Here is a 24,634-nt window from a genome sequence, read left to right on the forward strand (position 1 = left end):
GGTCGCGCGCCCTGAAAGGGTGCGGCGCGTGGAACTGCGCCATCTCACCGGGTTCGTGGCCGTCGCCGAGGAACTGCACTTCGGCCGGGCCGCGGAACGCCTGCACATCGCCCAGTCCCCGCTCAGCCAGCAGATCCGGCTGCTGGAGCGGGACCTGGGCGCCGCCCTCTTCGACCGCACGACCCGCTCGGTACGGCTCACCGCGGCCGGCCAGGCCCTGCTGGAGCCGGCCCGCAACCTCCTCGCCGACGCGGCCGCCGTGCGCCGTACGGTGCAGTCGGTCAGCCTCGGCGAGGCGGGCCGGGTCACCGTGGGCTACGCGGGCGCCAGCAGCTACGCGGCGCTGCCTCCGCTGGCCCGCGCTGTCACCTCCGAATACCCCGGTATCGAGCTGTCGTTGCAGGGCCAGGTCTACTCCGGCGAGGCGCTCGGCCGGATCACCGACGGCACCCTGGACCTCGGTTTCGTCTCGCTCCCCGTGCGGCGCGGCATCGTCTCCCGGGTCGTCCGCGTCGAGCGGCTGGTCCTGGCGCTGCCGGACACCCATCCGCTGGCCGCGCGGGAGGCGGTCGACGTCGCCGCGCTGGCGCGGGAGCGCTTCGTGACCTTCCCCGCCGCGCGCGGCTCGGCGGTGCGGGACGCGCTGGTGCACGCCTGTCACGCCGCGGGCTTCTCGCCGCGCGTCGCCCAGGAGGCGCCGGACTCCTACAACCTGCTGGCGCTGGTCGGGGCCGGGGTGGGGGTGGCGCTGGTGGTGGAGTCGGCGCGCAACATCCGGCTGGAGCATGTGGTCTTCCGCCCGCTGGCCGGCGAGGTGGCTCCGCTGGCGATCGCCCTCGCCTGGCGTGCGGGCAACGAGTCGGCGGCCCTGCACAACGTACTGAAGGTCGCGGAACGGGTGCTGCCCACGCCGGAGGAGTACGTGCCGTAACAACGCTGGTGGCGGGCGATTGTCCTCGATCGCGTCTCAGTGGGGTGGCGAATACATCTTGGACAGCGCTCACCGGCTCCTGCGAAGGTGATCCACGTCTCGAACGTCTCGACCTGCCGCGCGGATCACTACAAGGCACCGCTGATCGTTCCAAGGCACAGGAGACCCGTATGCCGCTGCCGAACTTCGCCGACCAGGATCCCGCCCTCCGCCCGCTCCTGGACCGGGTACTGTCCGCCGACGACCGCACCCGTATCGAGCCCCTGCTCACGGAGCTCGGGGCGCTCGCCGCCGGTGAGATCGACCGGCAGGCGGCGCTCGCCGACGCGAACCCGCCACGGCTGCGCTCCTATGCACCCGACGGCGAACGCATCGACGAGATCGAGTACCACCCCGCCCACGACCGGCTCGCCGAGATCGCGTACGAGCGCTTCGGCCTCGCCGCGATGTCGCACCGCCCCGGCGTCCACGGCCGCCCAGACCGCACCCCGCACACCGTCAAGTACGCACTGTCCTACCTCTATGTGCAGTCCGAGTTCGGCATGGCCTGCCCGCTGTCCATGACCGACTCCGCGGCGCGCGTGCTGCGCCTCTTCGACCCCGAGCGGTACGCCGCCGAGATCGCCGCGCTCACCTCCACCGACCCCGCGACGCGCGCCACCGGCGCGATGTTCATGACCGAGAAGCAGGGCGGTACGGACGTGGGGCGCACCGAGACCGTGGCCAGTGATCAGGGCGCGCACTGGACCCTCACCGGAAAGAAATGGTTCGCCTCCAACCCCGGCGCGGATGTGATCCTCACGCTCGCGCGGGTGCCGGGGCAGGGCGAGGGCACGCGCGGCCTTGGCATGTTCCTCGTACCGCGGCTGCGCCCGGACGGCACTCGTAACGCGGTCCGCATCGACCGCCTCAAGGACAAGCTCGGCTCGCGCTCCATCGCCAGCGGCGAGGTCACGCTGGACGGCGCGTACGCCACCCCGGTCGGCGACCTCACCCGCGGCTTCCGGCAGATGGCAGAAATGCTCAACGTCTCCCGGCTGTCCAACGCGATGCGCTCCGCCGCCCTGATGCGCCGCGCGGTCCGCGAGTCGGTCGCCCACGCCCGGGAGCGGGTGGTCTTCGGTACGCCGCTGTTCGAGCAGCCCCTGATGCGTATGACGCTGCTGCCGATGATCCTCGACGCGGAGGCGGCGCTCGCCCTGGTCCTGGAGGCCGCGGCCCGGCTCGACGAGGCCGACGCGGGCGACGCGGCCGCCCGGGACCTCGTACGCGTCCTCACCCCGCTCGCCAAGTACACGGTCTGCAAGCGCGCCCGTACCGTCACGGGCGAGGCGATGGAGATCCGCGGCGGCAACGGCTACATCGAGGACTGGGTGAATCCCCGGCTGCTGCGCGACGCCCACCTCGGCTCCATCTGGGAGGGCTCGTCCAATGTCATCGCCCTGGACGTGCTCCGCTGCCTGCGTCGATACGCGGCGCACCACACCCTCGCGCGGGCGTACGGGGACCGGGCACGCGCCCTGTCCCCGTACGCCGGGAAGCGGCTGGCCGTCCGCTGGGAGGAGCTGGCGGCGCGCGGCGACCGGCTGTTGGCGGGCCCGGCGGCGGAGCAGGAGATGCGCGCCGGACGGTACGCGGAGGAGCTGACGCGCACCGTGATGGGGACGCTGCTGCTGGAACAGGCGGCGTACGAATGCGCGGCGCCCGCGCCGAACGGGCGGGCCCTGCTGGCCGCGCACGCGTACCTCGCCCTGCTCACCGACCCGGACGCACTCCCGCGCGCGGCTCTGGAGCACCTGGACGCGCTGGCCGACGGGGGCGAGGTGCCGATCGCGGTCGCGGAGGCGGCGGCGGACGCCGAGTAGGCCTGCAACGATCACCCTTTCGGCCGACCCGTTGAACACCGGAGGCCTCCGGTCCGTATGGAACCTTCACAAGGCGAAGGACATACCGGGACCGGGACCTCTGGAGACACCATGAGCTCACCATCACAGGAACGTGCCGGCGCCGCCCGGCGTACGGTCGTCGCCGCGGCGGGCGCGGCGGGCCTGACCGCGGCGCTCGCCGCGTGCGGGGGCGACGGGGGCGGCGGGGGCGGGTACGGCTCGCAGCCGTCCGAGTCGGGCGAGCCGTCCGGTGGTTCCCCGTCGACCGGCGGCTCGGCGACACCGTCCAAAAGCGGCGGCGGCGCCGACAAGGCGCTGGCCAAGACCTCGGAGATCCCCGCCGGCGGCGGAAAGATCTTCAAGGCCCAGAAGGTCGTGGTGACCCAGCCCGAGAAGGGCGACTTCAAGGCGTTCTCGGCGATCTGCCGGCACGCGGGCTGCATCGTGGGGGACGTCAGCGACGGCACGATCAACTGCCACTGCCACGGCAGCAAGTACGCCATCGCGGACGGCAGCGTGCGGCACGGCCCGGCGACCAAGGGCCTGCCGGCCGTACCGCTGAAGGTCCGGGGCGGCGAGATCGAACTCTCCTGAGCCCCCTCTCACCCAGCACCTCTCACCGCAGCCGCGGTGACCGCTTCCAGCAGGTCAGTACCGCGTCCGTGGAGGTGACGGTGGCGACCAGGGCGAGCGTGTTCCGTACCATCGCCGGGGTGTACTCGGCCGGCACTCCGGCGATGGCGTCGGCGGGCACCACCGCCGTGTAGCCGAGGTTGACCGCGTCGAAGACCGCGTTCGGTATCGCCACGTTCGCCGAGACGCCGACGACCACCACGTTGCAAACGCCGAGGTTGCGCAGCAGCGCGTCCACCTCCGTACCGGCGATCGGCGACAGTCCGTGCAGCCGCCGGACGACCAGGTCCTCGTCGGACACCGGGATCGGGTCGGCGATCCGTACCGCGGTCGTCCCCGTGAGCTGCTGTACGGGCAGTTGCCCGGCCGCGCGGAAGAGGCGGGCGTTGTGGTTGGAGCCGCGGCCGTCGGGCCGGCGCTCGGCGACCGCGTGCAGGACCTGGACGCCGGCCTCGTGCGCGGCGGCGGTCAGCCGCGCCACCTTGGCGAGCGCGCCGGACGTACGGGCGGCCTCGGCCAGTTCGGGCAGCGCGCTGTCGGGGCCGACGACACCGTTCTGGCACTCGACGGTGAGCAGCGCGGTGGTCGCGGGGTCCAGCTGGTCGACGAGGTGGGCGGTTTGGGCGGACTGCGGGGTCTGGGCGTCCGTGGGCATGGGAGTGCCTCCTGAGGCGAGCGGGTCTCGCGCGGGGATGATCCGGTGTCCATTGCGTTCGTCGGGCGGAGGGCTCATGATTCCTGACACGTGGTCAGGTGGCCAGGGAGCGACCGGGGAGGTGGCCGCGATGGCGGCAGCGGCAGGGCAGCGCAGGGGACGCCGGATCATGATGAGCCCGGAGGAGCTGGACGCCTTTCTGGCGCGGCAGCGGACCTGCCGGATCGCCACGGTCGGGCCGGACGGCGCACCGCACGTCGGCGCGCTGTGGTTCGTCTGGGACGGCACCGCGCTGTGGCTGTACTCCCTCACCCGCAGCAGGCGCTGGGCCCACCTCGTGAAGGACCAACGGGTGGCGGTCGTGGTCGACGACGGCCACGAGTACGGCGAACTGCGCGGCGCCGAACTGTCGGGCAGCGTCACGTTCGTCGGCGAGGCACCGCGGCACGGCGAGCCCTGCCCGGAGCTGGCGGCGCCCGAAAAGCTCTTCGCGGCGAAGTACTTCGGCCTGGAGACGCTGCCGCACGACGGCCGGCACGCGTGGCTGCGGCTCACGCCGGACGCGGTGGCTTCTTGGGACTTCCGGAAGATCCCTGGATGACCCGGCTCCTCAGCCTTCCTCCTCCGGCGTCCACGTGAGCAGCCGCACCTCGGCGACCGTACGGACGTGCTCGCGCATCGCCGCCGCGGCCGCTTCCGGGTCGCCGTCGCGTACCGCCTCGAGGATGCGCCGGTGCTGGGCCAGTGAGCCCTGCGGGCGGCCCGGCTGGCGCAGCGATTCGTTGCGGCTCTCGCCGATCTGCTCGGCGATGGAGCGCATGAACTCGGCGAGCAGCGCGCTGTGCGCGGCCGCGGTGACGGCGGCGTGGAAGCGGCGGTCGCCCTCGACGCCCGGACCGCCGTCCTCGACCTCCTTCGCCATGTGCGCCAGGGCGTCGTCGAGCGCCGCGAGGTCGGCGTCCGTACGGCGGCGGGCCGCCAGTTCGGCGAGCTTGGTCTCCATGGCCTCGCGCGCTTCCAGGACGTCCGGCAGCCGGCGGCGGCGCTCGACCAGGCGCTCGACCGGCTCCGCCGCGTCGAGGGTGTCGCGCACCAGGTAGGTGCCGCCGCCGTGCCGCACCTCGACCAGCCCCTGCACCTCCAGCACGACGATCGCCTGCTTCACGGACGCCCGGCTGACGCCGAGCCGCTGTGCCAGCTCGCGCTCGGCCGGCAGGCGGTCGCCCGCGCCCAGCCCGTCTTCGGCGGCGTACTGCCGCAGCCGCTCGACCACCTGCTCGTAGAGCCGTGGCCGGGACATCGGGCGCAGTGCCTCGGACATCGGTTGGCCCCCCTCGATCATTTCCTGGCGACCAGCGTCGCTGAAGAGTCGTGACAAGAGTATTGACGCACCTCGTCGATCACCAGCAAAGTGGCTCAGCCACTTGGCCAATGTGCCACACCCCGGCCGATGCCCCCACCCGGCCCCTGCGCACCCCCGGCCTTTGTCCTCCACTGTCCTCCACTGTCCTCCACGAACGGAGCCGCAGATGTCTCCCGAAGTGCTCTCGATACTCGTGCTCGCGGTGATCTTCGTACTGGCCACGACCCGCTCCATCAACATGGGCGCGCTGGCGTTCGCGGCCGCCTTCGGCGTGGGCACGCTGGTCGCGGGCATGGACGCGGAGGAGATCTTCGCGGGCTTCCCCGGCGATCTGTTCGTGGTCCTGGTCGGCGTGACGTACCTCTTCGCCATCGCCCGCGCCAACGGCACCACCGACTGGCTGGTGCACGCCTCCGTGCGGCTCGTCGGCGGGCGGGTCGCGCTGATCCCCTGGGTGATGTTCGCGGTCACCGGCGCGCTCACCGCGATCGGCGCGGTCAGCCCGGCGGCGGTGGCGATCGTCGCGCCGCTCGCGCTCGGCTTCGCGGCGCAGTACGGCATCAAACCGCTGCTCATGGGCGCGCTGGTGGTGCACGGCGCGCAGGCCGGCGGCTTCTCGCCGATCAGCATCTACGGGTCGACGGTCAACGGCATCGTCGCCCGCGAGGACCTTCCCGGCAGCCCGCTCGCCCTCTTCGCCGCGAGCCTGGTCGTCAATCTCCTCATCGCGGCGGTCCTGTTCGTCGCCCTGGGCGGCCTCCGGCTCCCTCGTACGGGTGGCGGGGGCCGCGCGCAGCGCACTCCCGACGAGGGAAGCGCCCCCGAGGAGGGAAGAGCGGAGTCCCCGGCGAGTTCCCTCGCCCTCACGCCCGCCCGCGCCGCCACCCTGCTCGCCCTCCTGGCCCTCGTCTTGGCGGTGCTCGTCCTCGACCTGGACGCCGGCCTCACCGCGATCACCCTCGCCGTCGTCCTCAGCGCCGTCTGGCCGCAGGACAGCAAGGCCGCCGTCGCGGAGATCACCTGGCCCACCGTGCTGCTGATCTGCGGCGTCCTCACCTACGTCGGCGTCCTGGACCAGATGGGCACCATCACCTGGGCGGGCGAGGCCGTCGGCGGCATCGGCATCCCGCTGCTGGCCGCCCTGCTGCTGTGCTACATCGGCGCGCTGGTCTCCGCCTTCGCCTCCTCCGTCGGCATCATCGGGGCGCTGATCCCGCTGGCCGTGCCGTTCCTGGCGCAGGGGTCGATCGGGGCGGTGGGCATGGTCGCGGCGCTCGCGGTCTCCGCCACCGTCGTCGATGTGAGCCCGTTCTCGACGAACGGCGCACTGGTGCTGGCGAACGCCAAGAATGTCGACCGGGACGGTTTCTTCAAGCAGTTGATGGTGTACGGAGCCCTCGTGGTCGCGGCCGTACCGGCGCTGGTCTGGCTGGCGCTGGTGGTCCCGGGCTTCGGCTGAGGACGACCACACGTGCCGAAGTCGCCTCGGATACCCCTACCTCGGGTATCCAGGAACGAGTACCGCGGGTACCCGAACAGCAAGAGAACGAAGGAGTTTCGGTGAACGAGCTTTTCCCGGCGCTGCGTACAGCGTCCTCCCGTACCGCACTGCGTTTCCAGGACCGCGCGCTGACTTACGGGCAGCTCGCCGCGGCCGCCGGCGCGCTCGCGGAACGGATCGGCGCCGAGCGGCGGGTGGCGGTATGGGCCACGCCCACGCTGGAGACGTCGGTCGCGGTGGTCGCGGCGCTGCTCGCGGGGGTACCGGCGGTACCGGTCAACCCCAAGATCGGCGAGAGCGAGCTGGCACACATCGTGTCCGACAGCACGCCCACCCTCGTCCTGGCCGAACCGGACGCCGAACTCCCCGGCGCACTCGCCGCACTCCCCCGCATCGACGTGGCTCCGTACGAGTCGGGGGCGTCCGAAGGGGTGGGCTCGGAGGTCGTGCTGCCTCCGGAGCCGGGTGCCGAGGCCCCCGCCGTGATCGTGTACACCTCCGGCACCACGGGCCGCCCCAAGGGCGTGGTCATCCCCCGGCGCGCCATCGCCGCCACGCTCGACGCCCTCGAAGACGCCTGGCAGTGGACCGCGGACGACGTACTCGTCCACGGCCTGCCGCTGTTCCACGTCCACGGTCTGATTCTCGGCATCCTCGGCCCGCTGCGCCGCGGCGGCACCGTGCACCACCTCGGCCGTTTCTCCACCGAAGGGGTGGCGCGCGAGCTGGGCGGCCCGGGCACGATGCTGTTCGGCGTGCCGACGATGTACCACCGGCTGGCCGCCGAGGCGGGCGAGAACCCGGCGCTCGCCAAGGCGCTGGGCGGCGCCCGGCTGCTGGTCTCCGGCTCGGCGGCGCTGCCGCTGACGGACCACCAGAAGATCAAGGCGGCGACCGGCGCACGGGTCGTCGAGCGCTACGGCATGACCGAGACGCTGATGAACACCGCGGTACGGGCCGACGACACCTCCGCTCCGGGCACGGTCGGCGTCCCGCTGCCGGGCGTACAGGCACGTCTGGTGGACGAGTCCGGCAAGGTCCTCGAAGCGAGCGACGGCGAGACGGTCGGCGAGATCCAGGTCCGCGGCCCGAACCTCTTCGTCGAGTACCTGAACCGGCCGGACGCGACGGCCGAGGCGTTCGACGGGGGCTGGTTCCGTACGGGCGACATGGCCACCCGGGACGCGGCGGGCCGCTACCGCATCGTCGGCCGCAAGGCCACCGACCTCATCAAGAGCGGCGGTTACAAGATCGGCGCGGGCGAGATCGAGAACGCGCTGCTGGAGCACCCCGGCGTCGCCGAGGCCGCGGTGACGGGCGAGCCGGACGAGGACCTCGGCGAACGCATCGTCGCCTGGATCGTCCCGGCGTCGGACGACCGCCCCACCCCCACGGAACTCGCCGACCACGTAGCCGCCCAACTCGCCCCGCACAAGCGCCCCCGCGTCGTCCACTACCTCGACGCCCTCCCCCGCAACGACATGGGCAAGATCCTCAAGCGGGGCCTCCATGCGTGAGGACCCGACGCCTGCGAGGCGGGCTACGCCTGCGGGACCGCCTGCGGGGCGGGCCGCGCAGCCGCCTGCGGGGCGGGCCGAGAGCTCGCCTGCGGGTCTTCCCACTCGGCTCTCCGCCCGGGAGGTGCTCGCGCAGCTGACGGACGCGGACACCTTCGAGCCATTCCCGGGCTCGGAACCTGCCGGGGCCCCGGGGGCGGGAGAGCACCGGCCCGAAGGGGCTGCGGAGATCGGGGCCGAGGGGGCGGCGGGGTCCCGGCCTGAAGGGACAGCGGAGCACGGGCCCGGAGGAACAGCGGAGGGGTCCGAGCGGACGGCGGAGCCCCGGCCCGAAGGGGCGGGCGAGCCTGGACCCGAAGGGGCGGCGGGGCCCGGGCCCGAAGGGACAGCCGAGCACGGGCCCGGGCGGGCAGCAGAGTCCCGGCCCGAAGGGGCGGCCGGGGCGGCCGAGAGGCCGGCGTCGGCCCCCGCCGAGGGCACGGCCGAGGCCCCGGATGCGCCGGCCACCGCGCCGGCACCCGCCCCCGTGCCACTGGACGACGGCCCCCTCCGCTGGGACGGCTACGGCGCCGCACGCGCCCGAGCCACGGAGTCGACCGGCGAACGCGAGTCCGTCATCTGCGGCACCGCTACCATCGGCGGCACCCGCACCGTCGTGATCTCCTTCGAGTTCCGCTACCTGGGCGGCTCCCTCGGCCGCCACACCGGCGACCGCCTGGAAGCCGCGTACACCCGGGCCCGCGAACTCCGCCTCCCCGTCGTCTCCTTGATCGCCACCGGCGGCAGCCGCATGCAGGAGGGCATGCTCGCCCTCACCCAACTGCAACGCATCGCCGGCCAGTCCACCCTCAACCGCGCCGCCGGGCTCCCCCAGCTCGCCGTCCTGCGCGACCCTACGACCGGCGGCGGCTGGGCGACGCTCGGCGCCGGCGCGGACGTCGTCCTGGCGCTGCCCGGCGCCCAGGTAGGCTTCGCCGGCTCCCGCGTACGCCCCGCCGACGCCGACCCGTCCGCGTACACCGCCGAAGGCCAGCTCGCCACCGGGCACATCGACGCCGTCGTACTGCCCGAACGGCTGCCCGGCACGCTCGCCCGCTGGCTGCGGCTGCTGACCACCCCGGACGAGGAACCGGCCCCGGTACCGGCCGCGCAGGGCGCGGGCGACCCGCCGGACTCCGGCTGGAGCGCCGTACAACGCACCCGCTCCCCCGAACGCCCCCGCGCCGACGCGTACTTGGACACGTACTTCGACTGGCGCGAGGACATCAGCGGCGACCGCTGCGGGGGCGTGGACGACGGCATGCGGTGCGGATTCGGCCACCGCGCCGGCCGTACGGTCGCGTACGCGGCCCAGTGCGGCACGGCCACCCGCCCGGCCGGCTTCCGCACCGCCGCCCGCCTCGTACGCCTCGCCGACCGCCTCGGCATCCCCGTCCTCACCCTCGTCGACACCCCGGGCGCGGCCAACGACGCCGCGGCCGAACGCTCCGGCGCGGGTGCCGCCATCGCGGACCTCTTCGCCGCCATGGCCGCCGCGCGCACGCCGCTGACCTCGCTGCTCATCGGCGAGGGCGGTTCAGGCGGAGCCCTGGCACTGGCCGCACCGGGCCGCCTGTGGGCGACCCCGGACAGCTATTTCTCCGTCATCGCCCCCGAACTGGCCACCGCCATCCTCAAACGCCCCCCGTCCGAAGTCCCCCACATCGCCGACCAACTCCACCTCCGCCCTCAGGACCTAATGTCCCTCGGCCTGATCCGCGGCATCGTCCCAGCCAACTGACCCTTCCCCCGCGTCCCCACTTCCCCCGGGCGTCGGCCACCGCATGGTGCGCCGGCGCCCGGCCTCACAGCGCCTGTCCCCCCCCCTGGCCCGCTGTCACGCTCTCCCCCATCCGCCCCCTCACGTCTCCCTACCGTCCGCCCTCTCACGTCCCCCTCCCGTCCGCTCCCTCACGTCGCCATCCCCTTCTCACGTCGCCATCCCTCCGCCCACCTCGCGCAACGCCGCGACCGCCGCGCGGATCGACGGGCGACGGTCCGCGTCCGCGCGCCAGATCGCGTACACATGCCGCCGCATCGGATGCCGTACGGGCACCACGCTCACCCCCTCCGGTACCGGCCCCCTCCCGAGCCGCGGCGCGACTGCCACGCCGAGCCCCCGCGCGATCAGGGCGAGCTGCGTGCCGTGCTCCTCGGCCATGTGCGCGATCCGCGGCTCGATCCCCTTGCTGCGCAGCGTGAACATCAACCAGTCGTGGCAGAACTCCCCCTGCGGCCAGGAGATCCACGCATCCTCCGCGAAGTCCTCCAGCTCCACCGTGCGCCGCCCCGCCAGCCGATGGTCCGACGGCATCGCGACATCCGCCGGATCGTCCAGCAGCGGCGCCTTCGCCAACCCCTCCGGCAACGACAACGGACGGTTGTACCAGTCCAGTACGACCCCCAGGTCGATGTCGCCGCGCACCACCGCCCGTACCGAATCACCCGGCTCCATCTCCCACAGCCGCGCGCGCAACTGCGGGTGATCGACGACCAGCGCGGCGAGGGCGTCGGGGAACAGCCCGCGCGCCGCCGTGGGGAACGCCCCCATCCGCAGCTCGCCCACCGCCTGCCCCCGGTGCGCCTCCAGCTCGGCCTCGGCCAGCTCGACCTGCGAGAGGATGCGCGCGGCGTGCCCGGCGAGCAACCGGCCCGCATCGGTCAGCCGCACCCCCCGGCCGTTCTTGGCCAGCAGTTGCTGCCCCGTCTCCCGCTCCAGCTTCGCCAGTTGCTGCGAGACGGCGGAGGTGGTGACGTGCAGCCCCTCGGCGGCCGCCCGTACCGACCCGTGCCGCGCCACCGCACTGAGCGTCCGCAGCCGATCCATGTTCAACATATAAGCAATGCTAAGCAATGCCTCCCACAAATTCTCACTTGCGCTACGCGATACAGACGGACGATCGTGTACGCCATGAGCTCCACCGCCGCCACCTCCTCATCCCGTTCCACCACGACACCCACCCCCGCAACACCACCTGCCACCCACACCCCTCCCACTTCGCCCGCCCCGCCGGCCGCGCCGCGGTCCGCCGTCGACTGGCGTATCCGATTCGCCGTCCTGGCGCTGATCTGGGGATTCAGCTTTCTGTTCATCAAGGTCGGCACGCAGGGCTACGCCCCGCTGCACGTCACGCTCGGCCGCATGATCTTCGGAACGGCCGTACTGGCCGCCGTACTCGTCGCCAAGCGGGACCGGCTGCCCCGTACCCTCCGGACCTGGGCTCACCTGGCGGTGGCCGCCCTGCTCCTCAACGCCCTCCCCTTCTCACTCTTCGCGTACTCCGAACTGACCATCCCCTCCACCCTGGCCGGCATCTGCAACGCCACCTCCCCGCTGTGGGGCATGGCCCTGTCCGTGGCGGCACTGTCCGAGGACCGCCCCACCCGCCGCCGCGTCGCGGGACTCGGCCTAGGGTTCCTCGGCGTACTGACCGTCCTCGGCGCCTGGCAGGGCTTCGCCGGCACGGACCCGCTGGGCACGTTCATGGCGCTGGGCGCCGCGCTCTGCTACCCGATCGGCTGGATCTACGTCCGCCGCACCCTCGCGGGGAGCAGCAACTCCAGCCTCTCCATGTCCAGCGCCCAGCTGATGCTGGCCACGCTGCAACTGGCCGTGGTGACCCCGTTCTTCACCTCCCTCCCGACCTCGTTCCCCGTCGTCCCCCTGCTGGCGATCATCGCCCTCGGCGCCCTCGGCACCGGCTTCGCCTTCCTCCTCCAGTACGGTCTGGTCGCCGAAGTCGGCCCCACTACCGCGCAGATGGTCACGTACTTCATCCCGGTCATCGCCACCGCCGCCGGCGTCGCCGTCCTGGACGAACACCTCTCCTGGAACACCCCCGTCGGCGCCCTGATCGTCCTGGCCGGCGCCGCCCTCACCCAGAGCCGCCCCCGCTCGACCGCATGACCTGGGGCTGCCAGCGGTCGGCGGCCAGCCGCCATCGCCCGGACAATTACGTCGACCACACCCCCATCCCCCGTTAATCTCACCCTCCATGACCACTCTGACCCTGCAGACGATCCATGACGTGCCCGTCCTGATCTACGCCTCCGAGGACGGGGCCTCCGGGGACGGGCATGTCATCGCCGACGAACGCGATGTCCTGGATCTCATCGGCAACGCCTCCTACCAGGGCGCCCAGTGGGTTGTCATCCCCGCCGAGCGGCTCGACGAGCGGTTCTTCCAACTGCGCACCCGCGTCGCCGGCGAGATCGTCCAGAAGTTCGTCAACTACCGCATGGGACTCGTCGTCCTCGGCGACATCTCCCGTCATACAGCGGCCAGTTCAGCCCTGCAGGACTTCGTCCGGGAATGCAACCGCGGACACCAGACCTGGTTCCTCACCACCCTCGACGAACTCCAACAGCGACTGAAGAACTAGACGCTCCGGCGGTGCGGCCGAAGAGCCGGGCACACGGGCCGCCGCACCGACCCACCGCACCGGCTCGCCATACCGTCCAGCCGACACCGATCAGTTCAGTCGTACCGGCGAGCCTCCCCCGGCAGGCAGGCGGTCGCTATGGCCTCGGCCAGTGGCTCGATGTCGCCGTGGGAGAGAGTGGACACGGTGACGCGTATGCCGGGCGGGGAGTCCATTCGGAACCGGGCTCCGGGCGCCACCGCCCAGCCGGCGTGCAGCAGCCGCGACACCGCGCCCGTCTCCTCGGGGACCGGTACCCAGACATTCATCCCGCTGCGGCCCTGCGCCGCGACGCCCCGGTCGGCCAGGGCCCGTATGAGATCGTCGCGGCGGCGCCCATAGGATGCGGCGACCTCGCTCGGGTCCACTGCATCCGTCTGCCAGAGATGGATCAACGTGTCCTGCAGCAGATGGCTGACCCAGCCGGGGCCCAGGCGCTGCCGCCCCCGCACCCGGTCCACCGTGACGGCATCGCCCGTGAGGAACGCCAGCCGCAGGTCCGGCCCGTACGCCTTGGCCGTCGACCGCACCATGACCCAGTGATCGGTCACCCCGGCCAGCGGATGCAGCGGGACATCGACGATGTGATGGCCGTGGTCGTCCTCGATCAGCAGCACGGTCGGATACTCGGCCAGCAGCGACCGCAGCTCCTCGGCGCGCGCGGCGCCCACCGCCGCTCCGGTCGGATTCTGCGCCCGGTCCGTGACGATCGCCGCCCGCACCCCGAGCGCCAACGCCCGCTCCAGCTCCGTCGGCAGCGGGCCGTCCTCATCCATCCCCACCGGAACAGGGCGCAGCCCCAGCGCCGGAATGAGATCGAGCAGACTCCCCCACCCAGGATCCTCGACCGCCACCGCATCGCCGGGCCGGAGATGCGCGGCGAGCACCCGCTCAATGGCATCGAGCGAGCCGGAAGTCACGGCGACCGGACCGGCCGGCACGCCGTCGGCGTCCAGCGAAGCCCGCGCCCGGTCGGCCAGCTCCTCGTCGATCAAGGGCGCGCCGTACAGCGTCGGGCGCGCCGTGGCACGGTCGGCCGCCGCGGCGAGCGCCGGCCCGAGCGCGGGGAGCAACGCGGTGTCGGGATTGCCATCGGACACATTCCGCACGCCCGGCGGCACCTCGACCCGCAGCGCCTCGCGCGGCGTACTCGTCGGCCGTGGACGCACCCGGGTGCCGCGCCGCCCCGCGGTTTCGACCACTCCGCGGTCACGCAGCGTCCGATACGCGGACGCGACCGTATTGGGATTCACCTCTAGATAGACGGCCAACTCCCGCATGGGGGGCAGAACTTCGCCTGGTTGGAGCTCGCCCGCACCGACGGCTCGCTCGACGCTGGCGGCAATTTCCGATGCGCGCCGCCCTTCGATCCGATAGTCTCCTAGCACAAACTTGATTATGCACTAGTGCAATGGAGTTGGCAAGATGCCCGAGCCCGTATCTCCCGCAACGTCCGACACCGGCCCCGAGTTCTCCGCCGTCGCCGAGACCGGTGCCGGTGCCCGTGCCGGTGACGGCTCGCCCGCCGTCTACGCCCCGAGCGAGCGCACGGTCCCGACGCGGTCCGCCGACCGTGCCGCGTACGACCACGACACCGTCCACTCCATCCTCGACGCCGGATACGTCTGCCACCTCGGCTTCGTGCGCGACGGCGCCCCGGTCGTACTGCCCACGCTCTACGGCCGCGTCGGCAGCCGCCTCTACCTCCACGGCTCTACGGGCTCGCGGCCGCTGCGCCAGGCCCGCTGGACGGACCCCGGCCTGGCGGTGTGCGTGACCGTCACCCACGTCGACGGCCTGGTCCTCGCCCGCTCCGCCTTCCACCACTCCCTCAACTACCGCAGCGTCGTGGTGCACGGCATCGCGCACCAGGTCACCGATCCCGAGGAGAAGAACGCGGCGCTCGACGCGCTGGTGGACCAGGTACTGCCCGGCCGCGCCGCCGACTCCCGCCCCGGAAACGCCAAGGAGCTGGCCGCCACGGCCGTCATCCGGCTCGACCTGACCGAGGTCTCCGCCAAGATCCGTACCGGCGGGCCGAACGACGAGCCCGAGGACCTCGCCCTCCCCCACTGGAGCGGCGTCGTCCCCGTGACGCCCACATACGGCGCCCCCATACCGTCCGACGACCTGGCCCCCGGCATCCCCCTGCCCGCCTACCTCAAGAACCTCTGAGGTCCGCCGTGCTGATCCACCCCTGGGACGCACCATCCGACGACACCGAGTGGCAGACCTGGCTGGCGAGACACGACTTCGGCCAGCTCGCGGGCAACGGCCTGCCCGGCGATCCGCCATGGGTCCAGCCGCTGCACTTCACGTACGACGCCGACCGCCGCGAGGCCGTCACCCACCTCGCCCGCCCGAATCCTCTGTGGCCGGCGCTGGAGGCCGATGCTTCCGTCGTGCTCAGCGTCGTCGACGACTACACCTTCATACCCGGCCCCTGGCAGGCCGCCGAGGACGCCCCGCCCGAGCACGGCGTGCCCACGAGCTTCTATGCGGCGGTCCAGCTCCGCTGTACGGCGCACGTCGTGGACGACCCGGAGAAGAAGGCAGAGCTGCTACGTCGCCAGATGGCGCACTTCCAGCCCGCGGGCGGGTCGGCCCCGGTCACGGCCGGCGACCCGCCGTACGGCCGCATGCTCGCGGGCATCCGCGCGCTGCGCCTCGAAGTGACGGAGGTGCGCGCCAAATTCAAGTACGCCGGCAAGAAGAGCAGGGAGGTACAGGAACGCATCGCACAGCGACTGGCGGACCGCGACGGCCCCCGGGACACCGCGGCCCGCTCTCATCAGCTGCGCCGCATGGCGGTGAAGGACTGCTGACGGGGCGGGCGGCGCGGCGCAGGCCGGGCGAGGGGCGGATCGTTGGCGACGACCGATGGCCGATGCCGATAGTCACTCGCCGGATGACCGCGACCTGGAGCCAGGGGGACGATCAGCCTCTCAGGAGCCGGGCGTCCCCGCCGTGCCGGCCGGCAACGCAGGGTCCGGGTGCGCGGCTTCCGGGCGCGCATCGTCACCGTGTTGGGACGCCACGTCCCGGGGTGCCTTGGGCGTGGTGGACTGTGCGATGAATGCGCCGATCAGTACCACCGCGCCGCCGATGATCTGCGGTGCGGACAGGTGCTCGCCGAGCAGTACCCAGGCGAGGACGGTGGCGATCACCGCCTCCAGGCAGGCGACGACGCCTGCAACCTGCGGCGAGAGCCGACGGATGGAGATCACGCCGGTGAGGTAGGCGAGCACCGTAGCCATCAGTACGAGCCACGCGAGGAGCAGCACCGCGGGGACGCTCGTGCCGTCCATGTCCGCGGCGCCGACGAGCACCGACCAGTCCATGTTCCAGGGGCGCGCGACCACGGTCAGTACGAGTGCGCCGAAGATCAGGCCGTACGCGATCACGCCGAGCGGGTGGGTGGCGTCGTCCCCGTCGCCGCCGTGGTCGGAGAGAACGAAGTACCCCACCTGGCAGCAGGCCGCGCCCAGCGCGAGCAGCAGCCCGAATATGTCGAAGCTCAGTCCGGCCCATACCTCCACGACACAGGCGAGACCACCGACTGCGAGCACGGCACCGGCCGCGGCGGCGCGGCTGACGGGCCGGCGCTGCACGAAGCGCACCCAGCCCAGGACCAGGGCGGGCGCCAGATACTCGATGAGCAGCGCGACGCCGACCGGAATCCGGGACAGCGCGGCGAAATAACACGCCTGGACGCCCGCGACGGCGAGCAGCCCGAAGCCCGCCAACAGCGCGGGGCGTCGACGCAACAGGTCGCGGTGGCGCCAGGCGAGGGGCAGCATGACGAGCGCGGCGCCCGCGCTCCGCAACCAGGTGACGTGCAAGGGGTCCAGACCGGCTGCGATCAGCGGTTTGGCAGCCACGCCCGATCCGCCGAAGGCCAACGCCGACAGCAGGGCCAGGCCGAGGCCAAAGCCTCTCCCGCTGCCCCTCTGACTCGATTCCGTCTCCACAGTCGCGTGCATCCGGCCATGATGGCAGGGCAGGTCAGCAGCGTCACCACCAATACCCCTGTCGGGAGGCAGGGGCAGCGGGGCGGTGGGCGGCGCACGGGCTTCGGAGGACGGTGCAGTGACGATGCGGTAAGGGGAAGATGCGGCGAAGGTGAGATGCGGTGCGGGAGTTACCGCTCGTCCTCCATCATCGCGTCCAGCGTCTGCTGGTCCAGACGTACCGCGAGCTGCATCGTGTCGATCGAGGCCCGGCGCAGTACCTCGACGGCGCGGCATTCCGCGTCGTCGACGAGCGCGGCCAGCAGATCCAGGCATTCGGCACGGACGGCGTAGCGGGCGTGTGCGCGGTCCCGCGCGCCGTCCATGGCAGCCGCAGCAGCCGGCGACCAGCCCGGTACGCCGCCCTCGGTCACGATCGGCACTGCCCCCGAATCCTCCACCGTGCCGTGCCATTGCCGTCCGTAACCGATGCTGCGCTGGACGAGGTACCCGAGGAGGCGCGCGATCCTACCGCCTTCGGGATCGACCATCTCCCGTACGGCAGGGTCGGATTCGAGGAGGCCGTGCAGGAGGTGGGCGGTGTCCACCTGCCGGTCCCCATCGCGCGTGGCCCGCCTACGGGCAGCCGACAGCACCGACGCGAGCTCGTCGGTCAGCCAAGCGTCGAGATCCTCCGGCGACGGACCCGCTCCGCTGTTGTACGCAGTACGGTTTTGCACAGAACCCACCCCACCAGCCTCTTGCTACCGGAACATCCCCGGGAGGGAGCATTTGCGCATCCGACCATGGTTGGGTACGCGAGAACGAAATCTCATCCCTATGGAGGATATGCCTGGCGCAGAGGCGGCGATCAATGATGCGGCAGAGGCGCAGACGCGCGCCCCGCGCCACACCAGTACGCCCCCGAAGCACTGGACGGCAGTACACCTTCGGAGCACCTGGCGGCCGTACACCTCCGGAGCACCTGACGGCCGTACACCTTAGGAGAACCTGACGGCCCATCAGTATTGAACCTTGCAGCTCCGGCGGCTACCTTCCGCGGCACCACTCAGCCGCCATAAGCCGCCATAAGGGGTGCCGCATGGCCGATGTCACCGCCCAGGCCCGTATAGAAGCACCGGCAGAGAAGATATGGGGCCGTCTGACTGATTTCGACGGCTATGGCCAGTGGAACGCCACCCACACCAGCTTCCCCGCAGGGGGTCCCACGACGCTGGAGCCCGGGGCCACTTACGCGGAGAACATGAAGCTCATGGGCTTTCCGGCCGAGGTGACCTGGACGGTACGGGCCGCGGAGCCCGTCCGCCTGCTCGACCTCCGGGGCAAGGGCCCGATGGGCGTGACCCTCGGCATGCGGTATTCGCTGGTACCGGAGAGTGAGGCGACGACCGTACGGATCGACGGTTCGTTCACCGGCGCGGCAGTGTCGCTGATGGCGGGCAAGCTCAGGGACTCGGCGACGTCCGCACTCGAGGAGTCGCTCGGCAAGCTCGCGCGCCTGGTCGCCTGAAGCGCAACCGGCCGCCTGAACGCGAGGGCCGTGGCCGGTCTGTGCACCGGCCACGGCCTCATCTGCCCGCTTATTGCTCCGCACTCCGTCACTCGCCGCTTCGCTCACTCGTCCTCGGCGAGGATCAGATAGAGCTCCTTCCGCGCCCGGTTGACGACAGTGATCGCCTTCTCGCGCTGCTCGGGCGTCCCGGTCGCCCATACCTGCCGGAACGCCTCGACCAGGCCGCCGCCCGCTTTGCGTACCTCGTTCATCGCCTCCCAGTCCACGCCGCGGCCGGCTTCTTCCCAGGGGGCGTCCGAGCCGCTCTCCGCAGCCGTACGCCCCTCTTCGGTGAGTTCGAACAGCTTCTTGCCGCCCTCGCTCCGGCTGGCGATCAGGCCCTCGTCCTCCAGCAGCTGCAGGGTCGGATACACGGAGCCGGGGCTCGGCTTCCATGTGCCGCCGCTGCGCTCGGCGATCTCCTGGATCATCTCGTAACCGTGCATCGGACGGTCCTTGAGAAGCGCCAGGATCGAGGCGCGCACGTCACCACGGCGCGCCCGGCCGCGCGGGCCTCCACGACCCCGGCCGCCACCGAACGGAGGCCCACCGAAGGGCGGCCCGAACGGCCCGAAGGCGGCACGCCGCCCCTCGTACTCACTCCGGCCGCCGCCATGGCGCCCGGATCCCCAGTGTTCGTGTCCATGTGAACGCATGTTTACGCCACTCCCATCGTTGATCTGTCACGATGCTTCAACGATATATCGGAAGCGTTCGGTCGGCAAGGATCGTCAAGGATTCCGCTGGCGAGTTTCCGCCGGAGTGCCGCCGACGAGGTGCCGGAATCCCCCGGACTCCGGGGCATGTTCAGCGCGCAGTACGAAAACTGGCTCGCAGATGGCAGTCCATTAGTGTTCTGGAGCGGTCCAATTTTTCGAGATTGGCCCTCGCTGGCCGTGATCTCGGGTGCCTACGCTCGCGCCATGAGAATCCGAATCGTCAACGCCTTCACCGACCGGCCCTTCGGCGGCAATCCGGCGGGAGTCGTACTGCTGGACGGCCCCTCCTTCCCCGACCAGCACTGGCTGCAGCAGGTCGCGGCCCAGGTCAACCTCTCCGAGACCGCGTTCGCGCTGCCGCTGCCGGATAGCGACGAGGCCGACTGGGCGCTGCGCTGGCTCACCCCCGCCACGGAGGTCGACATGTGCGGCCACGCCACGCTCGCCACCGCGCACGTACTGCACTCCACCGGGACGGCCACCGGAACGGTCCGCTTCGCGACCCGCAGCGGCGTGCTGATCACCACGGCATCGACCGACGGTTCCCTCACCATGGACTTCCCGACCGCTCCGCTCACCGCGGTACCCGTACCGGCCGGGCTGGCCGCCGCGCTCGGTACCGAGCCGGTCTCCACGCATGAGACGGGGTCACAGGTCGGGGACCTGCTCGTGGAGGTGGCGGACGAGCGGACCGTACGCGAACTGTCTCCCGATCTCGCGGCGCTGACCCGGTTCAGCAGTCGGGGCGTGATCGCGACGGCGCGCGCCGAGGACCCGGACGGCGGCTACGACTTCGCCACGCGCTGCTTCTTCCCGGGCGTCGGCATCGACGAGGATCCCGTGACGGGGAGCGCGCACACCGCGCTCGCGCCCTTCTGGTCGGAGCGACTGGGCCGCAATGAACTGACCGGCCTGCAGGGCTCCACCCGTACCGGAATCGTGCGCACCGCGCTGCGCGGCGACCGCACGCTGCTGACCGGCCGCGCGGTGACGGTCATCGACGGCGAACTGACGGAGGCGGCGCGGGCTGGGGGGTGAGGGGGCGAACGGGGGCGGGGGCGGGGCAAAAGCGGGGGGTGGAGCGGGGGTGAGGCCGGGGGCGGGGGCGGGGGCGGGGGAATTTTTCTCGGCGGCCTCTGGGGGGGCTCCCCCACCCCCCCACCCCACCTCCCCTCACCCCGTTGGCAGCCACCCCACTCTCCCCGCCAGGAGGGCGTAGCCGGCGAACGCGATGATGTCGATGATGGCATGGGCGGCGACGAGGGGGGCGATTCGTCCACAGCGGCGGTAGATAAGTACGAAGATTGTGCCCATCACCATGTTCCCGATGAAGCCGCCGATGCCCTGGTACAGGTGGTACGAACCGCGGAGGACCGAGCTCGCCACGAGTGCGGCCATCGGTGACCAGCCCAACTGGCCGAGGCGGCGCAGCAGGTAGCCGAGGACGATCACTTCTTCCAGTACGGAGTTCTGCAGGGCGGAGGCGATCAGTACCGGGAACTTCCACCACACGTCGGGCAGTGATTCCGGTACGACGGTGAGGTTGGCCCCGGCTGCCCTGGCGCCCAGGTAGAGCAGCAGGCCGCTGCCTCCGATGCCGGCCGCCACGACGAGTCCCCAGCCGAGGTCGAAGCCGGGGCGCCGGCGGTCGAAGCCGAGGGCGCGCAGACCGCCCGCGCGTTCCCTGAGCAGCAGGTGGGCGACGAGCACTACGGGTACCAGCGCGGTGGCGATCCCGAAGAGCTGCCAGGCGAGATCCAGCCATGGGCGGCCGGGCGCCTGCGAGCTGTTGAGGTTCGCCGCCTGGTCCTTCAGGCCGCCGGGCTCGGTGAGTGATCCCGTGAAGCTGATGAGGGCGGATACCGCGCTGGCGCCGACGGAGAGGGCGAGCACGATCAGCGTCTCGCTTCTCAGTGTGGTGCGTGCGAGGCCGCCGGGCGGGCCCCCTTCGGGGAGAGATTCAGCCACGGGGTGCACTTCGGACTGCACGCCTGCCTCCAGTTCCGCGATAGCGCCGGTACGCCTCCACTACCCCGCCAGCTTGCCCGAAGGGCCGGAGGCCGCCGGCACGGGGGCCGTGCCCAGGACGGCCAGAAGTGGGGGCGTACGGCCAGCCTCGTACGCCCCCACCTCACTCCAAGACGACCACCAGCCCTACACAACCCCCTCCAACGGCCACTCATGCACCGGCCGTCCCTCATGCATCAGTTCGCTGTACCGCCGGGTCATCGCGGCCAGCGCCTCCTCGCGGTCCAGGCCGCCCTGCAGGGCACGGTGGAAGGCGGCGGCCTGCCAGGAGGCGCCGTTGACGCGGCGTCGGCAGCGGGCCTCGATGACGCCGAGGTAGTGGTCCCGGTCGGCCGGTGCCACGCCCCAGCCGTCCAGTCCGGCGGCGGCCATCGGCAGCAGCTCCTGGAGGACGAGGCGTACGGCGGGGATCTGGGCGATGCCACCGGAGCGGCCGGGGCGTGGCCACTGGAGGGCGGCGTCGATGCCGTAGCGGCAGGCGGTGTCGAAGTTCTCGGCGGCGGCGGCGAACGGCAGCCGGGTCCAGATGGGCCGGGGTTCGTCGGCCAGGGCCCGTACGAGGCCGTAGTAGAAGGCGGTGTTCGCGATGACGTCGGTGACGGTGGGGCCGGCGGGCAGCACGCGGTTCTCGACGCGGAGGTGGGGGACACCCTCGGCGACGGCGTAGACGGGGCGGTTCCAGCGGTAGACCGTGCCGTTGTGCAGGACGAGTTCGGAGAGTTCCGGCACGCCGCCCTTCTCCAGTACGGCGAGCGGGTCCTCCTCGCCGCACATGGGGAGCAGCGGGGGGAAGTAGCGGACGTTCTCCTCGAAGAGGTCGTGTGCGGATTCGATCCAGCGCTCGCCGAACCAGGTGCGGGGGCGGACGCCCTGGGTCTGGAGTTCGGGCGGGCGGGTGTCGGTGGACTGCTGGAAGACGGGGGGCCGGGACTCGCGCCACAGTTCGCGGCCGAAGAGGAAGGGCGAGTTGGCGCCGATCGCGACCTGGACGGCGGTGAGTGCCTGGGCGGCGTTCCATACGGCGGCGAAGCGGTTCGGGGTGACCTGGAGGTGCAGTTGTACGGAGGTGCAGGCGGCTTCGGGGGCGATGGAGGGTGAGGTGGCGGTGAGCCGTTCCACCCCTTCGATGTCGATCTCGAAGTCTTCGCCGCGTGCGGCGCGCATCTCGTTGTTGAGGAGCATGTAGCGGTCGGCCTCGGAGAGGTTCGACGAGACCAGGTCCTCGGCGGTGAGCGTGGGCAGAATGCCGATCATTACGATACGGGCTGCGACCTCGCGGGCCTTGCGGTCGGCGTAGGCGAGGCCGGTGCGCAGTTCTTCGGCGAGCTGGTCCAGCACGCGCCCGGAGAGGCGGTGCGGCAGGATATTGACTTCAAGATTGAACTGGGCGAGCTCGGTCTGGAAATCCCTGCTGGCGATGCGTTCCAGCACCTCGGAGTTCATCATCCTGGGCATGCCGTCGGCGCTGGCAAGATTCAATTCTATCTCTATGCCCATGAGGTTCTTCGGGCGGTCGAAGCGCTTCTCGTCCAGTAGCCTCGCCAAACCCTCCAGGCACTCGCTCAGTCTTCTTCGATAACGCTGGCGGTCGTCGTGGCCAATTCCACCGGCCGTGACCTTCTCCCCCATCGAAGCGTCCCTCCAGACGTGGCCGGCCCGCGGCCGCGGGCCCGTGCGGTCGATGATGCCCGGCAATCGGTTCGATAACGCCTCGGGGAGCCGGGTGCCCCCGATAGGCTGGGGAGGGCGAGCCGAATGGCACATTCCGAGGGCATACCGAGGGGGCTCGGGCCCCGCGCATTGGCCCTGTTCCAAAGCACGATGACATCAGGCCGACCGCGTCGCCGGGGTAATCCGAGGTCCGCGGACCAGCGGGGTGCATAATTGCATCGAAAAGACCGTGGAGAACGGGCCGTAATGCGACTTGCCAAAAATCTCCGTGAGCGGTAGTCGAAACAAGCACTGAACACCTGTCGTATAAACTTCGTGGACGAGGCAGAGAGTTGGCGCCCAGCTAGCGGGGCATTTCCGAGGCTGAGGCACAGCGGCTGACACCCCCGCCGGGCCATGGCCCCGGTCGGCCACGCTCTGCTCCCGCCTGCTGACAGCGCCGTCCGCACTTGCCCAGCACCACCGTGTCTCCCAAGTGAGAGGCGACCCACCATGCCGCTGCATGTACCCCCTGCTCCCGCTCCCGCCCTGCGCAGCGTCCTCACCGCCCTCGGTTCTCCTACCGCCGTACGTGAGGCCCCGACCCCCGCCCTCCGTGTCCACCAGGGGCCCCTGCGTCCTGAACGCCCCCTGCCCGTCCATGTACTCGACGACGTCTCCCGTCGCGGCACCCCGCGTACCCGCCTGACCGGCTGGCGATTCCTCATCCGCGGCGGCGAGCATGCGCTGGCCACCGCGGACGCCATGCTCACGCCGGACGGCTGGGCGTTCTCGCACTTCGGCGAGGGCCCGTACGTGTCCGCGATCGAACGGGCCCTGCACCAGGCCGAATCCGTGCCCACCGCCTACCAGCCACGGCTGCTGTCCGTACCGGAGCTGTACATGCTCACGCTGTGGCTGCACGAGGACATCACGGCGGACGGTGCCGAAGGCTGCCCGGGGGCGGGGGACCTGCTGGTCCCACTCGCCCCGGCGCCCCCCGGCATCGCCGCTCACCGGCCGCACCATGTCGCCGAGCTCCTGTCCCGTCTCACGCTCCGCCTCACGCCCGCGTCCCTTCTGGGCTCGCCGGCCTAGTAGGGACCCGGGACGCGGCGTCCCTCGAAGCGCCGTGTGCCGGATGGGTTCCGATTCACCGGAGTGCGCCCCGCGGTTCTCCTCGCCGCGGGGCGCACTGCTGTGCGCGTACTCCTCCGAACGCACCGTTCCGCCGGGTGACTAGCCCACAATGACCAGTCGAGACCCCCCAGAGGTGCGGTACGAGACGCGGCAACCGCCCGCATGGGTGATGCGTCTTCATCCAGTAAGTACCGCTGCTGCGAAATCCCTGCGGAATCACGCCCGTAGGGCAACACTGGGAGCGAACTACCGAACGGGGGGCGGCCATGAACGCCACATCGAGCCGCAGGAAGACGTCCACCACCACACCGCAGCGAAAGACAGCATCCATGTGCCAGCACCAGCCACCGTGTCCGTCAGCAGAGTCCGCCGACCGGGAGGCCGCCCATCTTGTGGCGCACCACCCGGAGCAGGGCTGGAGCCTGTTGTGCAACGGCGTCCTCCTCTTCGAGGACACCGGTGAGCTCCTGCCGGACGGGCAGGTCATCGACCCGCACCGGCCGATGGGCACCGGGCAGGTCGTCACCGCAGCCTGACGCGGTGAGCGGGAAGTACGAGCAGGGCCCCCGGCGGAGATCGCCGAGGGCCCTTTGACGTGCCGGGACGCTTCAGAAAGCGCCGCCGGCCG

The 24,634-nt window shown here is 71.5% G+C and carries 24 protein-coding genes; 15 read left to right on the forward strand and 9 right to left on the reverse strand.

The features are described from left to right. Positions 1 to 28: 28 nt before the first annotated feature. The 3 genes from AB0I82_RS15150 (at position 29) to AB0I82_RS15160 (ending at position 3,411) form a co-directional block, all read left to right on the forward strand. Complete coding sequence (locus tag AB0I82_RS15150) at positions 29 to 931, forward strand: LysR family transcriptional regulator (RefSeq protein WP_363257682.1); 903 nt, start codon at positions 29 to 31, stop codon at positions 929 to 931. Between the two features lie 170 nt (positions 932 to 1,101). Next, entirely contained in the window at positions 1,102 to 2,796 is a 1,695-nt protein-coding gene (locus tag AB0I82_RS15155) for an acyl-CoA dehydrogenase family protein (protein ID WP_363257683.1), read from the forward strand. Positions 2,797 to 2,907: 111 nt separating this feature from the next. After that, positions 2,908 to 3,411: a Rieske (2Fe-2S) protein gene (locus tag AB0I82_RS15160; protein WP_363257684.1), complete on the forward strand. Its 504-nt coding sequence runs from the start codon at positions 2,908 to 2,910 to the stop codon at positions 3,409 to 3,411. Between the two features lie 22 nt (positions 3,412 to 3,433). On the opposite strand, the gene AB0I82_RS15165 is transcribed toward AB0I82_RS15160, so the two are convergent. Continuing rightward, a complete protein-coding gene (locus AB0I82_RS15165; protein ID WP_363257685.1) occupies positions 3,434 to 4,105 on the reverse strand; it encodes an isochorismatase family protein in 672 nt (223 codons plus the stop codon). Between the two features lie 130 nt (positions 4,106 to 4,235). Here AB0I82_RS15165 and AB0I82_RS15170 point away from each other — a divergent pair, with 130 nt between their 5' ends. Further along, complete coding sequence (locus AB0I82_RS15170) at positions 4,236 to 4,706, forward strand: pyridoxamine 5'-phosphate oxidase family protein (RefSeq protein ID WP_363257750.1); 471 nt, start codon at positions 4,236 to 4,238, stop codon at positions 4,704 to 4,706. A 9-nt stretch (positions 4,707 to 4,715) separates the two neighbouring features. Here the strand turns inward: AB0I82_RS15170 and AB0I82_RS15175 are convergent, their stop codons facing one another. Continuing rightward, positions 4,716 to 5,426: a FadR/GntR family transcriptional regulator gene (locus AB0I82_RS15175; protein ID WP_363257686.1), complete on the reverse strand. Its 711-nt coding sequence runs from the start codon at positions 5,424 to 5,426 to the stop codon at positions 4,716 to 4,718. Positions 5,427 to 5,634: 208 nt separating this feature from the next. On the opposite strand from AB0I82_RS15175, the gene AB0I82_RS15180 reads away from it, so the two are divergent. The 3 genes from AB0I82_RS15180 to AB0I82_RS15190 all read left to right on the forward strand — a co-directional run bounded on the left by AB0I82_RS15180 (position 5,635) and on the right by AB0I82_RS15190 (position 10,266). After that, positions 5,635 to 6,927 carry an SLC13 family permease gene (locus AB0I82_RS15180; protein WP_363257687.1) on the forward strand — a complete coding sequence of 431 codons (1,293 nt, stop codon included), beginning with the start codon at positions 5,635 to 5,637 and terminating at the stop codon, positions 6,925 to 6,927. Between the two features lie 101 nt (positions 6,928 to 7,028). Beyond that, complete coding sequence (locus AB0I82_RS15185) at positions 7,029 to 8,486, forward strand: acyl-CoA synthetase (protein WP_363257688.1); 1,458 nt, start codon at positions 7,029 to 7,031, stop codon at positions 8,484 to 8,486. A 526-nt stretch (positions 8,487 to 9,012) separates the two neighbouring features. Beyond that, entirely contained in the window at positions 9,013 to 10,266 is a 1,254-nt protein-coding gene (locus tag AB0I82_RS15190) for a carboxyl transferase domain-containing protein (RefSeq protein ID WP_363257689.1), read from the forward strand. Positions 10,267 to 10,455: 189 nt separating this feature from the next. Here the strand turns inward: AB0I82_RS15190 and AB0I82_RS15195 are convergent, their stop codons facing one another. Further along, positions 10,456 to 11,361: a LysR family transcriptional regulator gene (locus tag AB0I82_RS15195; RefSeq protein WP_363257690.1), complete on the reverse strand. Its 906-nt coding sequence runs from the start codon at positions 11,359 to 11,361 to the stop codon at positions 10,456 to 10,458. A gap of 75 nt (positions 11,362 to 11,436) precedes the next feature. Here AB0I82_RS15195 and AB0I82_RS15200 point away from each other — a divergent pair, with 75 nt between their 5' ends. Both AB0I82_RS15200 and AB0I82_RS15205 read left to right on the forward strand, forming a co-directional pair. Beyond that, positions 11,437 to 12,432 carry a DMT family transporter gene (locus tag AB0I82_RS15200; protein ID WP_363257691.1) on the forward strand — a complete coding sequence of 332 codons (996 nt, stop codon included), beginning with the start codon at positions 11,437 to 11,439 and terminating at the stop codon, positions 12,430 to 12,432. An 88-nt stretch (positions 12,433 to 12,520) separates the two neighbouring features. Continuing rightward, positions 12,521 to 12,907, forward strand: a complete 387-nt coding sequence (locus AB0I82_RS15205) for a DUF4180 domain-containing protein (RefSeq protein WP_363257692.1) — start codon at positions 12,521 to 12,523, stop codon at positions 12,905 to 12,907. A 95-nt stretch (positions 12,908 to 13,002) separates the two neighbouring features. Here AB0I82_RS15205 and AB0I82_RS15210 read toward each other — a convergent pair whose 3' ends face one another. Beyond that, positions 13,003 to 14,334 carry an aminotransferase class I/II-fold pyridoxal phosphate-dependent enzyme gene (locus AB0I82_RS15210; RefSeq protein ID WP_363257693.1) on the reverse strand — a complete coding sequence of 444 codons (1,332 nt, stop codon included), beginning with the start codon at positions 14,332 to 14,334 and terminating at the stop codon, positions 13,003 to 13,005. A 37-nt stretch (positions 14,335 to 14,371) separates the two neighbouring features. Between AB0I82_RS15210 and AB0I82_RS15215 the strand changes: the two genes are divergently transcribed. Together AB0I82_RS15215 and AB0I82_RS15220 are read left to right on the forward strand one after the other, a co-directional pair. Next, positions 14,372 to 15,121: a pyridoxamine 5'-phosphate oxidase family protein gene (locus AB0I82_RS15215; RefSeq protein WP_363257694.1), complete on the forward strand. Its 750-nt coding sequence runs from the start codon at positions 14,372 to 14,374 to the stop codon at positions 15,119 to 15,121. A gap of 8 nt (positions 15,122 to 15,129) precedes the next feature. Next, positions 15,130 to 15,771, forward strand: a complete 642-nt coding sequence (locus tag AB0I82_RS15220; protein WP_363257695.1) for an FMN-binding negative transcriptional regulator — start codon at positions 15,130 to 15,132, stop codon at positions 15,769 to 15,771. Between the two features lie 120 nt (positions 15,772 to 15,891). Here AB0I82_RS15220 and AB0I82_RS15225 read toward each other — a convergent pair whose 3' ends face one another. Next, positions 15,892 to 16,929, reverse strand: a complete 1,038-nt coding sequence (locus AB0I82_RS15225; RefSeq protein WP_363257696.1) for an EamA family transporter — start codon at positions 16,927 to 16,929, stop codon at positions 15,892 to 15,894. Between the two features lie 158 nt (positions 16,930 to 17,087). Then, the gene (locus AB0I82_RS15230) at positions 17,088 to 17,636 is read right to left on the reverse strand and encodes a Clp protease N-terminal domain-containing protein (protein ID WP_363257697.1); all 549 of its coding nucleotides are present in this window, start codon (positions 17,634 to 17,636) and stop codon (positions 17,088 to 17,090) included. Between the two features lie 362 nt (positions 17,637 to 17,998). Between AB0I82_RS15230 and AB0I82_RS15235 the strand changes: the two genes are divergently transcribed. Beyond that, positions 17,999 to 18,427, forward strand: a complete 429-nt coding sequence (locus tag AB0I82_RS15235; RefSeq protein WP_363257698.1) for an SRPBCC family protein — start codon at positions 17,999 to 18,001, stop codon at positions 18,425 to 18,427. A gap of 104 nt (positions 18,428 to 18,531) precedes the next feature. On the opposite strand, the gene AB0I82_RS15240 is transcribed toward AB0I82_RS15235, so the two are convergent. Further along, the gene (locus AB0I82_RS15240) at positions 18,532 to 19,125 is read right to left on the reverse strand and encodes a PadR family transcriptional regulator (RefSeq protein ID WP_363257699.1); all 594 of its coding nucleotides are present in this window, start codon (positions 19,123 to 19,125) and stop codon (positions 18,532 to 18,534) included. A 267-nt stretch (positions 19,126 to 19,392) separates the two neighbouring features. Here AB0I82_RS15240 and AB0I82_RS15245 point away from each other — a divergent pair, with 267 nt between their 5' ends. Then, positions 19,393 to 20,226, forward strand: a complete 834-nt coding sequence (locus AB0I82_RS15245; RefSeq protein WP_363257700.1) for a PhzF family phenazine biosynthesis protein — start codon at positions 19,393 to 19,395, stop codon at positions 20,224 to 20,226. A 135-nt stretch (positions 20,227 to 20,361) separates the two neighbouring features. Here AB0I82_RS15245 and AB0I82_RS15250 read toward each other — a convergent pair whose 3' ends face one another. Both AB0I82_RS15250 and AB0I82_RS15255 read right to left on the reverse strand, forming a co-directional pair. Next, positions 20,362 to 21,156 (reverse strand): CPBP family intramembrane glutamic endopeptidase, encoded by a 795-nt coding sequence (locus tag AB0I82_RS15250; protein WP_363257701.1) that lies wholly within the window; start codon positions 21,154 to 21,156, stop codon positions 20,362 to 20,364. Between the two features lie 186 nt (positions 21,157 to 21,342). Then, on the reverse strand, positions 21,343 to 22,845 hold the full coding sequence (locus AB0I82_RS15255; RefSeq protein ID WP_363257702.1) for a glutamate-cysteine ligase family protein: 1,503 nt from the start codon (positions 22,843 to 22,845) through the stop codon (positions 21,343 to 21,345). A gap of 534 nt (positions 22,846 to 23,379) precedes the next feature. Here AB0I82_RS15255 and AB0I82_RS15260 point away from each other — a divergent pair. Both AB0I82_RS15260 and AB0I82_RS15265 read left to right on the forward strand, forming a co-directional pair. Beyond that, entirely contained in the window at positions 23,380 to 23,964 is a 585-nt protein-coding gene (locus AB0I82_RS15260) for a hypothetical protein (protein ID WP_363257703.1), read from the forward strand. A 371-nt stretch (positions 23,965 to 24,335) separates the two neighbouring features. Further along, positions 24,336 to 24,542, forward strand: a complete 207-nt coding sequence (locus tag AB0I82_RS15265) for a DUF5999 family protein (RefSeq protein WP_030263889.1) — start codon at positions 24,336 to 24,338, stop codon at positions 24,540 to 24,542. The last annotated feature ends 92 nt before the right edge of the window (positions 24,543 to 24,634 follow it).

Origin of the sequence: Streptomyces sp. NPDC050315, from assembly GCF_040655775.1 — a bacterium.
Taxonomy (GTDB): Bacteria; Actinomycetota; Actinomycetes; order Streptomycetales; family Streptomycetaceae; genus Streptomyces.

Coding starts and splice junctions, on each gene's coding strand:
- AB0I82_RS15255 (WP_363257702.1), bottom strand. CDS start 22,845: ATGGGGGAGAAGGTCACGGCCGGTGGAATTGGCCACGACGACCGCCAG.
- AB0I82_RS15165 (WP_363257685.1), bottom strand. CDS start 4,105: ATGCCCACGGACGCCCAGACCCCGCAGTCCGCCCAAACCGCCCACCTC.
- AB0I82_RS15240 (WP_363257699.1), bottom strand. CDS start 19,125: ATGCGTTCACATGGACACGAACACTGGGGATCCGGGCGCCATGGCGGC.
- AB0I82_RS15160 (WP_363257684.1), top strand. CDS start 2,908: ATGAGCTCACCATCACAGGAACGTGCCGGCGCCGCCCGGCGTACGGTC.
- AB0I82_RS15195 (WP_363257690.1), bottom strand. CDS start 11,361: ATGTTGAACATGGATCGGCTGCGGACGCTCAGTGCGGTGGCGCGGCAC.
- AB0I82_RS15175 (WP_363257686.1), bottom strand. CDS start 5,426: ATGTCCGAGGCACTGCGCCCGATGTCCCGGCCACGGCTCTACGAGCAG.
- AB0I82_RS15155 (WP_363257683.1), top strand. CDS start 1,102: ATGCCGCTGCCGAACTTCGCCGACCAGGATCCCGCCCTCCGCCCGCTC.
- AB0I82_RS15225 (WP_363257696.1), bottom strand. CDS start 16,929: ATGCACGCGACTGTGGAGACGGAATCGAGTCAGAGGGGCAGCGGGAGA.
- AB0I82_RS15215 (WP_363257694.1), top strand. CDS start 14,372: ATGCCCGAGCCCGTATCTCCCGCAACGTCCGACACCGGCCCCGAGTTC.
- AB0I82_RS15180 (WP_363257687.1), top strand. CDS start 5,635: ATGTCTCCCGAAGTGCTCTCGATACTCGTGCTCGCGGTGATCTTCGTA.
- AB0I82_RS15200 (WP_363257691.1), top strand. CDS start 11,437: ATGAGCTCCACCGCCGCCACCTCCTCATCCCGTTCCACCACGACACCC.
- AB0I82_RS15245 (WP_363257700.1), top strand. CDS start 19,393: ATGAGAATCCGAATCGTCAACGCCTTCACCGACCGGCCCTTCGGCGGC.
- AB0I82_RS15205 (WP_363257692.1), top strand. CDS start 12,521: ATGACCACTCTGACCCTGCAGACGATCCATGACGTGCCCGTCCTGATC.
- AB0I82_RS15265 (WP_030263889.1), top strand. CDS start 24,336: ATGTGCCAGCACCAGCCACCGTGTCCGTCAGCAGAGTCCGCCGACCGG.
- AB0I82_RS15170 (WP_363257750.1), top strand. CDS start 4,236: ATGGCGGCAGCGGCAGGGCAGCGCAGGGGACGCCGGATCATGATGAGC.
- AB0I82_RS15260 (WP_363257703.1), top strand. CDS start 23,380: ATGCCGCTGCATGTACCCCCTGCTCCCGCTCCCGCCCTGCGCAGCGTC.
- AB0I82_RS15235 (WP_363257698.1), top strand. CDS start 17,999: ATGGCCGATGTCACCGCCCAGGCCCGTATAGAAGCACCGGCAGAGAAG.